Raw genomic sequence first — 14,349 nt, 5'->3', positions numbered from 1 at the left:
CCCCGCATCCGTGCGACTCAGGCGCGCGCCCTGCTGGAGCCGCGGACCACCAACTCCGGTCGCAGCACGACGTGTTGATGACGGTGCCGCGCCGCACGCTCGCCCGTCTCCTGCAACAGGAGGCCCGCCGCGATGGCGCCGAGTGCGACGGCGGGGCGGCGGACGGAAGTGAGCGGGACGGTGGCCGCGGCGGCGAACTCGATGTCGTCGTAGCCGACGAGGGAGATGTCATCGGGAACCCGCACCCCCGCCGCGTACAGGGCCTGCAGCACGCCGAGGGCCAGCAGGTCGTTCGCGCAGAACACGGCCGTGGGACGGTCGGTGAGGCCGAGCAGCCGCGCGCCCGCGTCGCGCCCCGCGGCCACGTCGAGCCGCTCCGTGGGCAGTTCGCGCAGCAGCCTCCCGGGCAGTCCGGCCTCGGTGAGCGCCTTGCGGGCGCCCTCGCGGCGGTCCCGCACCTGCTGGAGGTGCGGCGGCCCGCTGACAAAAGCGAGGGAGCGGTGTCCCCCGGCGACGAGGTGCCCGAGCGCGAGGGCGCCGCCCGAGACGTCGTCGACGGCGACGGAGCAGCCCTCCTCCGTGTCCGTGGTCCGGTCCACGACGACGTACGGGATGCCGTGCCGCCGGAAGTCCCGCAGGGTCGCGCCGCTCGGATCGGCCGGGGTGATCAGCGCGCCGCGGACCCGCTGTTCGGCGAACAGGCCCAGGTACTCGGCCTCTTCGGCCGGGTCCTGGGCACTGTTGCAGACCATCACGCCGAGCCCCGCGTCGCGGGCGGCCCGCTCGGCGCCGCGCGCGACGTCGACGAAGAACGGGTTGCCCGCGTCGAGGACGAGCAGCGCCACGATCCGGCTGTGCCCGGCCCGCAGCTGACGGGCGTACTCGCTGCGGACGTAGCCGAGGCGGGCGATGACCTGCTGGACGTGGCGGCGGGTCGGCACGGAGACGCGGTCCGGCTGGTTGAGGACGTTCGAGACGGTGCCGACGGAGACCCCTGCCTCGTGCGCGACGTCCTTGATGCCGACCGCCCGCCGCTCAGGCAAGGTGGAAGACCTCGCTGAGCGGGCGCATCGCGGCGTCCGGCGCCTGCCCCGCCAACTCCTCGAAGAATTCACCCATTTCGGCCTGCCAGCGGGCGTTGACGTCGGTGGCGTCCATGGCGGCACGGGCCGCCTCGAAGTCCTCCGTCTCCAGGTAGCCGACGAGCAGGCCGTCCTCGCGCAGGAAGAGCGAGTAGTTGTGCCAGCCGGTGGCGGTCAGGGCCTCGCGCATCTCCTGCCACACGTCCTCGTGGCGTACGCGGTACTCGTCGACCCGGTCGGCCCTGACCTTCAGCAGGAAACAGACGCGCTGCACAGGCACCCCCAAGAACTGGAACGAGAACTGGAACTAGAACTTGAACTGGTCGATGTTCGACTTGTCGAAGACGGTCGGCTTGCCGAGGGTGACGACGCCGTCCTTGCCGATGGTGAACGAGCCCATGTCACCGGCCTTGTACGTCTCGCCCTCCTTCCCGGTGATCCGACCGGACTCCAGGGCGACGGCCGTGTGCGCGGCGAGCGCGCCGAGCTTGGCCGGGTCCCACAGCTCGAAGGCCTCGACGGTGCCGTTCTTGACGTAGGCCCGCATGTCGTTGGGGGTGCCGAGGCCGGTCAGCTTGACCTTGCCCTTGTACTTGGAGCCCGACAGGTACTGGGCTGCGGCCTTGATGCCGACGGTGGTCGGGGAGATGATCCCCTTCAGGTTCGGGTGCTCCTGGAGGAGGCCCTGGGTCTGCTGGAACGACTTCTGGGCGTCGTCGTCCCCGTAGGCGGTGGTGACGAGCTTGATGTCCTTGTACGCGGGCTTCTTCAGTTCGTCCTTCATGTAGTCGATCCACGTGTTCTGGTTCGTCGCGGTCTGCGCCGCCGACAGGATCGCGATCTCGCCCTTGCCGCCGATCTGCTGGGCGATCTGCTGCACCTGGGTGCGGCCGAGGTCCTCGGCACTGGCCTGCGAGACGAACACCTGGCGGCAGTCGGCCTTGGTGTCGGAGTCGTACGTGACGACGCTGACGCCGTTCTTCATGGCCTGCTTCAGCGCGGTGCACAGGGCGCCCGGGTCCTGCGCGGAGACGGCGATCGCGTCGGCCTGCTGCTGGGTGAGGGTGTTGACGTAGGAGACCTGTCCTGAGGTGTCGGTGCCGCTGCTGGTGCCGACCTCCTTGTACGTCGAACCGAGCTCCTCCAGAGCCTTCTTGCCACCGTTGTCGGAGGTCGTGAAGTACGGGTTGTTGACCTGCTTGGGCAGGAACGCGACCGTGAGGCCCTTCTTGGTGGCGGCGTTCGGGTCGGCCTTGCCCGCGGCCGCGGACTTGGCGTCCTCCTTGTTCGCGTCGTCCTTCGTGGTGCCGCCGCACGCGGTGGCACCGATGACCAGGGCGGTGGTGACGGCGAGCGCGGCGGTGAGGCGGCGGGCCGTGGCTGTTTTCGACATGGCGGTTCCTTAGGAGGGGGTGGGGTATCGGTGCGGGATGCGGGTCAGGCGGTGGTGGCGGGCGCCGCCGGGGGCGCCGCCGCTGTCCGCCTGCGGGCCCTGGCCCAGGCGAGCTGCCGGCCGACGCGCGGGGCGAGCACGGAGACGATGAGCAGCACGCCGGTGACGACGATCTGGGACTGCGCGGAGACGTTCAGCAGGCTCATCACGTTCTGCAGCGAGCCGAGCAGGAAGACGCCGGCGATCGCGCCGCCGAGGGTGCCCCTGCCGCCGTCGAAGTCGATGCCGCCGAGCAACACGGCCGCGATGACGGAGAGTTCGAGCCCGGTGGCGTTGTCGTAGCGGGCGCTGGCGTAGTGCAGCGCCCAGAACACGCCGGTGAGTGCGGAGAGCAGCCCGGTGGTCACGAACATGGACAGCTTGAGGCGCTTGACGCGGATGCCGGAGAACCGGGCCGCCTCCTCGCTCGCGCCGATCGCGAACAGGGAGCGGCCGAGCCGGGTCGCGTGCAGCACGACCACGGCGATCGCGAGCAGCACGACGAAGGGCAGCGCGGCGTACGGGAGGAACGTGTCGCCGATGCGGCCCGCCCCGAAGTCCAGGTACTGGGAGGGGAAGTCGGTGACGGAGTCGGAGCCGAGGACGATCTGGGCGATGCCCCGGTAGGCGGCCATGGTGCCGATGGTGACGGCGAGCGAGGGCAGCCCGAGGCGGGTCACGAGCAGCCCGTTGACCAGGCCGCAGACGACGCCGAGCAGCAGGCACAGCGGGATGATCGTCTCGATCGCCATGCCGTTGTTCCACAGGGCGCCCATCACGGCGCCCGACAGTCCGGCGGTGGACCCGACGGACAGGTCGACCTCACCGCTGATCACGAGCATCGTCATCGGCAGCGCGATCAGGGCGATGGGCAGCGTGTTGCCGATGAGGAAGGAGAGGTTGAGCGCGTTGCCGAAGTTGTCGACGAACGAGAACGAGCTGAGCAGCAGCACGATCAGCAGGGCGCCGACGGCTGTGTCCCAACGGACCGCGTTTCTCAGGGATTCGGCCTTGCGGGAATCGGCCTTCAAGGGTTCGGCCTTCAGGGATTCAGGCATGGCGGGCGCTCCTCATCTGGGCTGCCTGCTTGCGCAGCACCGCGGCGACGCGCAGCGCGAGGATCCGGTCGACGGCGATGGCGAGCAGCAGCAGGATTCCGTTGATCGCGGTGACCCAGACGGAGCTGACGCCGATCGCGGGCAGGACGCTGTTGATGGAGGTCAGCAGCAGCGCGCCGAGCGCCGCGCCGTAGACGGTGCCGGAGCCGCCGGTGAAGGCGACGCCGCCGACCACGACGGCACTGACGACGGTGAGTTCGTAGCCGTTGCCGGTGCCGGAGTCGACGTTGCCGAAGCGGGCCAGGTACAGGGCTCCCGCGAGTCCGGCGAGGGCGCCGCACAGCACGTACGCGGTCATGATCCGCTTGCGGACCGGGACGCCGGCGAGCGTGGCCGCCTCGGGGCTGGAGCCGAGCGCGTACAGGTCGCGTCCGCTGCGGTAGCTGCGCAGGTAGTAGCCGACGCAGAGCAGCACGGCGAGGGCGAGCAGGGCCAGGTACGGGACGGCCCACAGGCCGTCGTGCCCGAAGTCGACGAAGCCGGTGGGCAGGTCGGCGGCGACGATCTGCTGCGAGCCGACCCAGATGGAGTCGATGCCGCGGACCACGTACAGGGTGCCGAGCGTGACGACGAGGGCGGGGACCTTGCCGAGGCTGACCAGGGCGCCGTTCAGGACGCCGAAGGCGGCGCCGACGACCACGGCGACCAGGACCGCGACGAGTGAACTGCCGCCGCCCTGGAGGTAGTTGCCCGAGGCGAAGGCGGAGATGCCGAGGACGGATCCGACGGACAGGTCGACGTTGCGGGTGATGACGACGACGGCCTGTCCGGTGGCGACCAGGACGAGGATGGTGGCGTTCAGGAGGAGGTCCTTGACGCCCTGCTCGGACAGGAACTCCGTGTTGGACACCTCGGTGGCGAGCAGCATCAGCAGCAGCACGCCGGCCACGGCCAGCTCGCGGACCTTGAACACCTTGTCCAACAGGCGGCGCCCCGCGGTGGGTTCGGGCGCGGACTGCTCGCGTACGGGGTGGGTGGTGACGGTCATGCGGCCCTCCCGGTGGCGGCGGCCATCACGGTCTCCTCGGTCGCTTCGGACCGCTGGAGTTCGGCGGCCAGGCGGCCCTCGTGCATGACGAGGACGCGGTCGGCCATGCCGAGGATCTCGGGCAGGTCGGAGGAGATCATCAGGACGGCAACCCCTTCGGCGGCCAGCGACGACAGCAACCGGTGCACCTCGGCCTTCGTGCCGACGTCGATGCCGCGGGTCGGCTCGTCGACGATCAGCACCTGCGGCGCGGTCGCCAGCCACTTGGCGAGCACGACCTTCTGCTGGTTGCCGCCGGACAGCGTGCCGACGACATCGGCCAGCCGCGCGTACTTGACCTGGAGCTTCACGGCCCAGTCGACGCTGCGGCTGCGCTCGGCCCTGCGGTTCATCAGCCCCGCGCGGCTGGTCTCGGCGAATCCGGTCAGCCCGATGTTGCGCTCGATGGACATGTCCATCACCAGGCCCTGTGCACGCCGGTCCTCCGGGACGAGGGCCAGGCCCGCGTGCATGGCGAGGCTCGGGGCGCCGGGCTTGAGCCTCCGACCGAGCACCTCGACCTCGCCGCCGTCGAACCGGTCGACGCCGAACACGGCGCGGGCCACCTCGCTGCGCCCCGCTCCGACGAGTCCGGCGAGGCCGACGATCTCGCCGCGCCGCACCTCGAAGGAGACGTCGGTGAACACGCCCTCGCGCGTCAACCGCCTTACGGTGAGCGCCACTTCGCCAGCCTCGGTGTCCTGCTTGGGGTACAGCTCGTCGAGGTCGCGGCCGACCATGCGGCGCACGAGATCGTCCTCGGTCAGCCCTTCCAGGAGCTCACTGGCGACCCAGGCGCCGTCGCGCAGCGTGGTGACGCGCTGGCACAGCTCGAAGATCTCCTCGAGGCGGTGCGAGATGAACAGGACGGCGGCGCCCTGTTCGCGCAGGGTGCGGACGACGCCGAACAGGCGGGCCACCTCGCTGCCGGTGAGCGCCGCGGTCGGCTCGTCCATGATCAGGACACGGGCGTCGAAGGACAGCGCCTTGGCTATCTCGACGAGTTGCTGGTCGGCGATGGACAGGCCGCGGGCCGGCTGGTCCGGGTCGAGCGCGACGCCGAGCCGCCGGAACAGGGCGGCCGTCGCCTCCTTGACCGCACGGTGGTCGACGCGGCCCAGCGAGCGGCGCGGCTGGCGCCCCATGAAGATGTTCTCGGCGATGGACAGGTCGGGAAAGAGCGTCGGCTCCTGGTAGATGACGGCGACGCCGGCGTCCCGCGCGTCGGCGGGGCCGTGGAACTCCACGGGCGCGCCGTCGAGGAGCACCGTGCCCGCGTCGGGGCGGTGCACTCCGGCGAGGGCCTTGATCAGGGTCGACTTCCCCGCGCCGTTCTCACCGGCAAGGGCGTGCGCCTCGCCCGCGTACAGGCGCAGGCTGACGCCGCGCAGGGCGCGCACGGCACCGAAGGACTTGCTCACCTCCTCCAGCGCGAGCACCGGAGTCGTCTCCGGTTCAGGATGCGTCATGGCATGTCTCCGAGAGTGGGGGCCTTAAGACAAGACGCCGGGCCGATCAGGTGGATCACCCGACATGAAATGTTTCAGTGAAGTTGCCCGGAAGCTAGCCCGGCCCCTCAGGAGAGGTCAAGGGGTCGTACGCGGACCGATTCCCTCAGAGCACGTCGTGATGACAACGTTGTACTCCCGTACGCCAGCAGGGAGTTGAGTTCGCGTCGAACCCCTTGACGGGCACCGCCCCCGGGATTACCTTCCCCAGCGAAGTGAATCGATTCACGCACGATTCGCACGGACCCGCACTCAGAGGTGGACATGCCCGACATCGCTGCCGTGAAGGCCGCACTCGCCAACCAGCGGATCGAGACGCCGTCGTGGGGCTACGGCAACTCCGGCACCCGGTTCAAGGTCTTCGCGCAGCGCGGTGTGCCGCGCACGCCGCAGGAGAAGCTGGACGACGCGGCGAAGGTGCACGAGTTCACGGGCATCGCCCCGAAGGTCGCGCTGCACATCCCCTGGGACAGGGTCGACGACTCCGACGGGTACACCGGCCTCGCGGCGTACGCGAAGGAACGCGGCCTGGAGCTCGGTGCGATCAACTCCAACACCTTCCAGGACGACGACTACAGGCTGGGCAGCGTCACGCACCCGGACCCGAAGGTGCGCCGCAAGGCCGTCGACCACCTCCTGGAGTGCGTCGACATCATGGACGCGACCGGTTCCAAGGACCTGAAGCTGTGGTTCGCCGACGGCACCAACTACCCGGGGCAGGACGACATCGTGGCCCGCCAGGACCGGCTGGCCGAGTCCCTCGCCGCGGTCTACGAGCGGCTCGGCGACGACCAGCGGATGCTCCTGGAGTACAAGCTCTTCGAGCCGGCCTTCTACACGACCGACGTGCCGGACTGGGGCACCTCGTACCTGCAGTGCCTGAAGCTGGGCGAGCGGGCGCAGGTGGTGGTCGACACCGGGCACCACGCGCCCGGGACCAACATCGAGTTCATCGTGGCGCTGCTGCTGCGCGAGGGCCGGCTCGGCGGCTTCGACTTCAACTCCCGCTTCTACGCCGACGACGACCTCATGGTGGGCGCCGCCGACCCGTTCCAGCTCTTCCGGATCCTGCACGAGGTCGCGGGGAACGGCGGCTTCGACCCGGCGACGAACGTGGCGTTCATGCTCGACCAGTGCCACAACATCGAGGCCAAGATCCCCGCCGTCATCCGGTCCGTGATGAACGTGCAGGAGGCCACCGCCAAGGCCCTGCTCGTCGACCGCGAGGCGCTCGGCGCGGCCCAGGCGTCGGGTGACGTCCTCGCGGCCAACGCCGCGCTCATGGACGCGTACAACACCGATGTACGCCCTCTGCTGCGGGAGTTGCGCGAGGAGCAGGGGCTCGCCCCCGACCCCGTCGCGGCGTACGCGGCCAGCGGCTGGCAGGAGCGGATCGTGGCCGAGCGGGTGGGCGGGGAGCAGGCGGGGTGGGGGGCGTGACCAGACCGAGCCTCACGCTCTGCACCCGCACCCCGAACCCGCAAAGGACCCTGACATGACCTCCGCCCCCCATCCGGCTGTCGCCGCACTCCTCGCCCGCTCGAACCGGCTCGGCGCCGACCCCCGCAACACCAACTACGCCGGCGGCAACACCTCCGCCAAGGGCGTCGAGACCGACCCCGTCACCGGCGGCGACGTCGAGCTGATGTGGGTGAAGGGCTCGGGCGGCGACCTCGGCACCCTCACCGGGCCCGGGCTCGCCGTGCTGCGTCTGGACCGGCTGCGCGCGCTCACGGACGTGTACCCGGGGGTGGAGCGCGAGGACGAGATGGTCGCCGCGTTCGACTACTGCCTGCACGGCAAGGGCGGCGCCGCACCCTCCATCGACACCGCGATGCACGGGCTGGTCGACGCCGCGCACGTCGACCACCTGCACCCCGACTCCGGCATCGCCCTGGCCTGCGCGGCCGACGGGGAGAAGCTGACCGCCACGTGCTTCGGCGACAAGGTCGTCTGGGTGCCGTGGCGGCGGCCCGGCTTCCAACTCGGCCTGGACATCGCCGAGATCAAGGCGGCCAACCCGCAGGCCGTCGGCTGCATCCTCGGCGGCCACGGCATCACCGCATGGGGCGACACCGCCGAGGAGTGCGAGGCCAACTCGCTGTTCGTCATCCGCACCGCGGAGACGTACCTGGCCGAGCACGGCAAGGCCGAACCGTTCGGACCGGTCCTGGAGGAGTACGGGGCACTGAGTGCGGCCGTGCGCCGGGCGCGGGCCGCCGAACTCGCCCCGTACATCCGCGGGTTGGCGTCCACCGACCGCCCGCAGGTCGGCCACTTCGACGACTCCGGGGTCGTCCTGGACTTCCTGGCGAGCGCCGAGCACCCGCGGCTCGCCGCGCTCGGCACGTCGTGCCCCGACCACTTCCTGCGCACGAAGGTGCGCCCGCTGGTCCTCGACCTGCCGCCGACCGTGCCGGTGGAGGAGGCGGTGTCCCGCCTCAAGGAACTGCACGCGGCCTATCGCGCCGAGTACGCCGCCTACTACGACCGGCACGCGACGCCCGACTCCCCCGCGATGCGCGGTGCGGACCCGGCGATCGTGCTCGTCCCCGGCGTTGGCATGTTCTCGTTCGGCAAGGACAAGCAGACGGCGCGCGTGGCGGGCGAGTTCTACGTCAACGCCATCAACGTGATGCGCGGCGCCGAGGCGGTGTCGACGTACGCGCCGATCGAGGAGTCCGAGAAGTTCCGCATCGAGTACTGGTCCCTCGAAGAGGCCAAGCTCCGGCGGATGCCGAAGCCCAAGCCCCTCGCGACCCGGGTCGCGCTGGTGACCGGCGCGGGCAGCGGCATCGGCAAAGCGATCGCGCACCGGCTCGTCGCCGAGGGGGCGTGCGTCGTCGTCGCCGATCTCAACGCCGAGGGCGCGGCCGCGGTCGCCGAGGAGCTGGGCGGCCCGGACCGGGCGGTGGCGGTGACGGTGGACGTCACGTCGGAGGAGCAGATCGCGGAGGCGTTCCGGGCCGCGGCGCTCGCCTTCGGCGGTGTCGACCTGGTGGTCAACAACGCCGGGATCTCCATCTCCAAGCCCCTGTTGGAGACGACGGCGAAGGACTGGGACCTGCAGCACGCCATCATGGCGCGGGGTTCCTTCCTGGTCGCGCGCGAGGCGGCGCGGGTCATGCGGGCGCAGGGCATGGGCGGCGACATCGTCTACATCGCCTCCAAGAACGCGGTCTTCGCCGGCCCGAACAACGTGGCGTACTCCGCGACCAAGGCCGACCAGGCCCACCAAGTGCGGCTGCTCGCGGCCGAGTTGGGCGCGGACGGCATCCGCGTGAACGGCGTCAACCCCGACGGCGTCGTCCGCGGCTCCGGCATCTTCGCGGGCGGCTGGGGTGCGCAGCGCGCGGCGACGTACGGCATCGAGGAGGACAAGCTCGGCGAGTTCTACGCCCAGCGGACTCTGTTGAAGCGGGAGGTGCTCCCCGAGCATGTCGCGAACGCGGTGTTCGCCCTGACGGGTGGGGAGTTGACGCACACGACGGGGTTGCACGTGCCGGTGGATGCGGGGGTCGCTGCCGCGTTCTTGCGGTGACGGGTGCGGCTGGGTGAGCGGGGTCGGCGCGTTCTCGTATGCCGGGTTGCGCGCTCGTCGGCGGCTACCGGCCGGTGGTCCTGCTTCGCGCAGTTCCCCGCGCCCCTGAGGTGCCTCAGGCATCTCAGGGGCGCGGGACGCGACCAGTCACGACGAAACCCTCACCCGCCAACGAAACCCCACCCCACTACGGCGCAAAGGCGAACGAACCCCCATGCCCAACACCCCCTACGCCGCGATAGACCTGGGTGCCTCGAGCGGCCGCGTCATGACCGCCCGGGTCACACCCGACACCCTGGACCTCACGGAGTGCCACCGGTTCACCAACAGACCCGTCCGCATCCAAGACGCCCTCCACTGGGACATCCTCAGCCTCTACACCGGCATCCTGGAGGGCCTGCGCAGGGCCGGTCGGGTGCGGTCCCTCGGGATCGACAGCTGGGCGGTCGACTACGGGCTGCTGGACGCGGACGGCGCTCTCCTCGGCAACCCCTTCCACTACCGCGACCCCCGCACGGACCACGTCGCCGAGCGGGTCTGGGCGACGCTCCCCCCGGCGGAGCTGTACGCGGCCACGGGCATCCAGTACGCCCCGTTCAACACCCTGTACCAGCTCACGGCGGCCCGCGGCACGGCCCAACTCGACGCCGCCCGACGCCTGTTGATGATCCCGGACCTGCTCACGTACTGGCTGACGGGCCGACAGGGCACGGAGCTGACGAACGCCTCGACCACCCAGCTCGTCGACCCGCGCACCGGCGACTGGGCGTACGGCGTCGCGGACCGGGCGGGCATCGACCTGAAGCTCTTCGCGCCGCTGCGCCGACCAGGCGACCCGGCGGGTGAACTCCTGCCGCACGTCCTGGCGGAGACCGGCCTGACCGGACCCGTGCCGGTGACGGCGGTCGCCTCGCACGACACCGCGTCGGCCGTGGCCGCGGTCCCGGCGACGGAGCCGCACTTCGCGTACATCTGCACCGGCACCTGGTCCCTCGCGGGCCTCGAGCTGGATGCTCCCGTGCTGACCGAGGAGAGCCGCGCCGCCAACTTCACGAACGAGCTCGGCATCGACGGCACAGTCCGCTACTTGCGCAACATCATGGGCCTGTGGCTGCTCCAGGAGTGTCAACGCGCCTGGGGCGACCCGGACTTGACCGAGCTGCTGAGCGCGGCCGACCGGGCCGACGCGCTGCGCTCCGTCGTCGACGCGGGCGACGCCGCGTTCCTCGCCCCGGGCGGGATGCCGGAGCGGATCGCGGCCGCCTGCCGCGCCACCGGGCAGCCGGAACCCCGCAGCCGCGCCGAGACGGTCCGCTGCATCCTCGACTCGCTGGCCCTCGCCCACCGGCGGGCGGTGGCGGACGCGGCCCGGCTCGCCGACCGGCCCGTCGACGTCGTGCACATCGTCGGCGGCGGCGCCCGCAACGCCCTGCTGTGCCAACTGACCGCGGACGCCTGCGGGCTGCCGGTCGTCGCGGGCCCCGCCGAGGCCGCGGCCCTCGGAAACGTCCTCGTGCAGGCCCGCGCCGACGGCGTCCTCGGCGATCGCGCGGCAATGCGCCAACTGGTCGCCCGCACCCAGCCGTTGACCCGCTACGAGCCGCGCGGCACCGGCGCCGCATGGACGGCGGCCGCGGCCAGGATCACCTCCCCGTGACCGGGAGGCCCGCACGACGTACGCTGCACCCATCCGATGATCGAGCCGAATCAGCTGACCGAAGGGGCCACGATGCGTGTCGCGCTCTTCCTGACCTGTGTCAACGACACGCTCTACCCCGACACGGGCCGTGCCGTGGTGAAACTCCTGACCAGACTGGGCGTCGAGGTGGACTTCCCACCCGCCCAGACCTGTTGCGGGCAGCCTCACTACAACACCGGCTACCGGAAGGAGGCCGAGCCGCTCGCCCGACATTTCTCCGATGTATTCGGGCCCGGCATCGCGTCGGGTGATTACGACGCAATCATCACGCCGTCCGGTTCGTGCGCGGCGATGGTGCGCGAGCTCTACCCGCGGATGGGCGAGCGGGCCCGCGCGGAGGGCCGGGGCGACGGCCTCGCGACGACGCTGGCGCCGGTGATCCCGAAGACGTACGAACTGACGGAGTTCCTGGTCGACGTACTGGAAGTGACCGACGTCGGCGCGTACTACCCGCACAAGGTGACGTACCACCCGACGTGCCACGGCCTGCGCTCCCTCGGCCTCGGCGAGCGCCCCACCCGGCTGCTGCGTGCCGTCAAGGGGCTCGATCTGGTCGAGCTGCCGGGCGCGCAGGAGTGCTGCGGCTTCGGCGGCACGTTCGCGGTGAAGAACTCCGATGTCTCGGCGGCGATGGGCACCGACAAGGTGCGCAACGCCGAGTCGACGGGCGCGGACGTGCTGTGCGCCGCCGACAACTCGTGCCTGATGCACATCGGCGGCACGATGAGCCGCCTGCGGACGGACATGCGCCCCGTCCACATCGCGGAGATCCTGGCGAGCACGGAAGAGGAGCCCTGGTCATGAGCGGAACCTTCGTGGGCATGCCCGCCTTCCCGAAGGCCGCGCACGACGCCGTGCGCGACACCACGCTGCGCGCCAACCTGCGGCACGCCACCCACACCATCCGCGACAAGCGCGCGCGGGCCGTCGCCGAACTCGACGACTGGGCGCAGCTGCGGGAAGCCGGGCGGCAGATCAAGGACCACACGCTGCGCCATCTCGACCACTACCTCGTCCAGTTGGAGGAGTCGGTCACGGCCGCGGGCGGCACCGTGCACTGGGCGGCCGACGCCGACGAGGCCAACCGGATCGTGACCCGCCTCGTGCGGGAGACGGGCCAGTCGGAGGTCGTCAAGGTCAAGTCGATGGCCACGCAGGAGATCGGCCTCAACGAAGCGCTCGAAGAGGCCGGGATCTCCGCGTACGAGACCGACCTCGCCGAGCTCATCGTGCAGCTCGGCAAGGACCGCCCCTCCCACATCCTGGTCCCCGCGATCCACCGCAACCGCGGCGAGATCCGCGACATCTTCCGTAAAGAGATGGGCAGTTGGGGACGTCCGGCGCCCGACGGGCTGACCGACACCCCGGCCGAGCTCGCCGAGGCGGCCCGTCTGCACCTGCGGGAGAAGTTCCTGCGCGCCAAGGTCGGCGTCTCCGGGGCGAACTTCATGGTCGCCGAGACCGGCACCCTCGTCGTGGTCGAGTCCGAGGGCAACGGCCGCATGTGCCTCACCCTCCCCGAGACGCTGATCTCGGTCGTCGGCATCGAGAAGATCGTCCCGACCTGGCGGGACCTGGAGGTCTTCCTCCAGACCCTCCCCCGCTCCTCCACGGCCGAGCGCATGAACCCGTACACGTCGATGTGGACGGGCACCACCGACACCGACGGTCCGTCCACCTTCCACCTGGTCCTGCTCGACAACGGCCGCACCGACACCCTCGCCGACGAGGTCGGCCGCCAGGCCCTGCGCTGCATCCGCTGCTCGGCCTGCCTGAACGTCTGTCCGGTCTACGAGCGGGCCGGCGGCCACGCCTACGGCTCCGTCTACCCCGGCCCGATCGGCGCCATCCTCAGCCCCCAACTCCGCGGCACAGAAAGCGAGATCGACGCCTCACTGCCGTACGCGTCCTCGCTGTGCGGCGCCTGCTACGAGGTCTGCCCCGTCGCCATCGACATCCCCGAGGTCCTCGTGCACCTGCGGGAGCGGGTCGTCCAGGGCGGCGAAGTGACCCGGCGCGGCGCGAAGGTCACCCTCAAACCGGCCAAGGGACACGCGGCGGAGCGGGCGGCGATGCGGGCGGCCCGCTGGGCGTTCACCCACCCGGCGGCACTCGGCACGGGCCAGCGCCTGGCCGCACGCACCCGCCGCTTCCATCCGCGGACGCTGCCGGGTCCCGGCAAGGCCTGGACGGCGACGCGGGATCTGCCGAAGGTACCGGCGGAGTCCTTCCGCGACTGGTGGCAGCGGACCGACGGCGGCAAGGAGGCCGGAGCATGAGCAGCAGGGACGTGATCCTGGGCCGGGTGCGGCGCGCGCTGGGCACCCCGGCCGGGCCTCCGGTGACGTACGAGAAGTACGCCGACGAGATCGACCGCGGCTATCTGCGCGAACACGGTTCCCGTACGACCGAGGAGACGGTCGAGCTGCTGGCGGAGAACCTCGCGGACTACCGGGCGATCGTGCACCGCACCGCCCGCCAAGAAATTCCGGCGACAGTGGCCCGCCTCCTGGGAGAACACGGCTCGCGGTCCGTGGTCGCCCCGCCGGGGCTGCCCGAGGCATGGCTGGCGCGGACCGAGGCCACCCGCGTCGCCGACGACGCCGGGCACACCCCCTCCGCACTGGACGGAGTCGACAGTGTCGTCACCGCCTGCGCCCTCGCCATCGCCGAGACCGGCACGATCGTCCTCGACGGCAGTCCCGACCAGGGCCGTCGCCGCATCACCCTCGTCCCCGATCACCACATCGTCGTGGTCCGCGTCCCCGACCAGGTCGTCTCCTCCGTCCCCCAGGCCCTCGAACGGCTCGCCCCGACGCGCCCGCTGACCTGGATCTCGGGCCCGTCCGCGACCAGCGACATCGAGCTGGACCGCGTCGAGGGGGTGCACGGGCCGCGCACCCTGGAGGTGGTGCTGGTGAGCGAGGAGTGAACCGCGCGGT

General features: G+C 71.1%; 12 protein-coding genes. 6 read left to right on the top strand and 6 right to left on the bottom strand.

Going from position 1 to position 14,349, the window contains the following annotated elements:
- Positions 1-17: 17 nt before the first annotated feature.
- The 6 genes from ACIBUY_RS25730 to ACIBUY_RS25705 are packed head-to-tail and all read right to left on the bottom strand — an operon-like array spanning position 18 to position 6,128.
- Complete coding sequence (locus ACIBUY_RS25730; protein ID WP_399153841.1) at positions 18-1,043, bottom strand: LacI family DNA-binding transcriptional regulator; 1,026 nt, start codon at positions 1,041-1,043, stop codon at positions 18-20.
- Complete coding sequence (locus ACIBUY_RS25725) at positions 1,036-1,356, bottom strand: L-rhamnose mutarotase (RefSeq protein WP_365575777.1); 321 nt, start codon at positions 1,354-1,356, stop codon at positions 1,036-1,038. The genes ACIBUY_RS25730 and ACIBUY_RS25725 overlap by 8 nt, the downstream gene beginning before the upstream one ends.
- A gap of 33 nt (positions 1,357-1,389) precedes the next feature.
- Positions 1,390-2,475 carry a rhamnose ABC transporter substrate-binding protein gene (gene rhaS, locus ACIBUY_RS25720; protein ID WP_365575722.1) on the bottom strand — a complete coding sequence of 362 codons (1,086 nt, stop codon included), beginning with the start codon at positions 2,473-2,475 and terminating at the stop codon, positions 1,390-1,392.
- Positions 2,476-2,519: 44 nt separating this feature from the next.
- Positions 2,520-3,572 (bottom strand): ABC transporter permease, encoded by a 1,053-nt coding sequence (locus ACIBUY_RS25715; protein WP_399153840.1) that lies wholly within the window; start codon positions 3,570-3,572, stop codon positions 2,520-2,522.
- The gene (locus tag ACIBUY_RS25710) at positions 3,565-4,620 is read right to left on the bottom strand and encodes an ABC transporter permease (protein ID WP_365575726.1); all 1,056 of its coding nucleotides are present in this window, start codon (positions 4,618-4,620) and stop codon (positions 3,565-3,567) included. Before ACIBUY_RS25710 ends, ACIBUY_RS25715 begins: the two co-directional genes overlap by 8 nt.
- Complete coding sequence (locus ACIBUY_RS25705; RefSeq protein WP_399153839.1) at positions 4,617-6,128, bottom strand: sugar ABC transporter ATP-binding protein; 1,512 nt, start codon at positions 6,126-6,128, stop codon at positions 4,617-4,619. Before ACIBUY_RS25705 ends, ACIBUY_RS25710 begins: the two co-directional genes overlap by 4 nt.
- 303 nt (positions 6,129-6,431) lie before the next feature.
- On the opposite strand from ACIBUY_RS25705, the gene rhaI reads away from it, so the two are divergent.
- From rhaI to ACIBUY_RS25675, 6 genes are all read left to right on the top strand, one after another.
- A complete protein-coding gene (gene rhaI / locus ACIBUY_RS25700) occupies positions 6,432-7,607 on the top strand; it encodes an L-rhamnose isomerase (RefSeq protein WP_365575730.1) in 1,176 nt (391 codons plus the stop codon).
- A 55-nt stretch (positions 7,608-7,662) separates the two neighbouring features.
- Positions 7,663-9,708 (top strand): bifunctional aldolase/short-chain dehydrogenase, encoded by a 2,046-nt coding sequence (locus tag ACIBUY_RS25695; RefSeq protein ID WP_399153838.1) that lies wholly within the window; start codon positions 7,663-7,665, stop codon positions 9,706-9,708.
- Positions 9,709-9,922: 214 nt separating this feature from the next.
- Positions 9,923-11,365 (top strand): rhamnulokinase family protein, encoded by a 1,443-nt coding sequence (locus ACIBUY_RS25690; RefSeq protein ID WP_399153837.1) that lies wholly within the window; start codon positions 9,923-9,925, stop codon positions 11,363-11,365.
- 72 nt (positions 11,366-11,437) lie between these two features.
- The gene (locus tag ACIBUY_RS25685; protein WP_399154038.1) at positions 11,438-12,211 is read left to right on the top strand and encodes a (Fe-S)-binding protein; all 774 of its coding nucleotides are present in this window, start codon (positions 11,438-11,440) and stop codon (positions 12,209-12,211) included.
- Positions 12,208-13,686 (top strand): LutB/LldF family L-lactate oxidation iron-sulfur protein, encoded by a 1,479-nt coding sequence (locus tag ACIBUY_RS25680; RefSeq protein ID WP_399153836.1) that lies wholly within the window; start codon positions 12,208-12,210, stop codon positions 13,684-13,686. The genes ACIBUY_RS25685 and ACIBUY_RS25680 overlap by 4 nt, the downstream gene beginning before the upstream one ends.
- Entirely contained in the window at positions 13,683-14,339 is a 657-nt protein-coding gene (locus tag ACIBUY_RS25675) for a lactate utilization protein C (protein WP_399153835.1), read from the top strand. Before ACIBUY_RS25680 ends, ACIBUY_RS25675 begins: the two co-directional genes overlap by 4 nt.
- Positions 14,340-14,349: the final 10 nt, after the last annotated feature.

Origin of the sequence: Streptomyces sp. NPDC050085 (genome assembly GCF_044460595.1) — a bacterium.
Taxonomy (GTDB): Bacteria; Actinomycetota; Actinomycetes; order Streptomycetales; family Streptomycetaceae; genus Streptomyces.
This window is presented reverse-complemented; position numbering and strand designations above follow the sequence as displayed.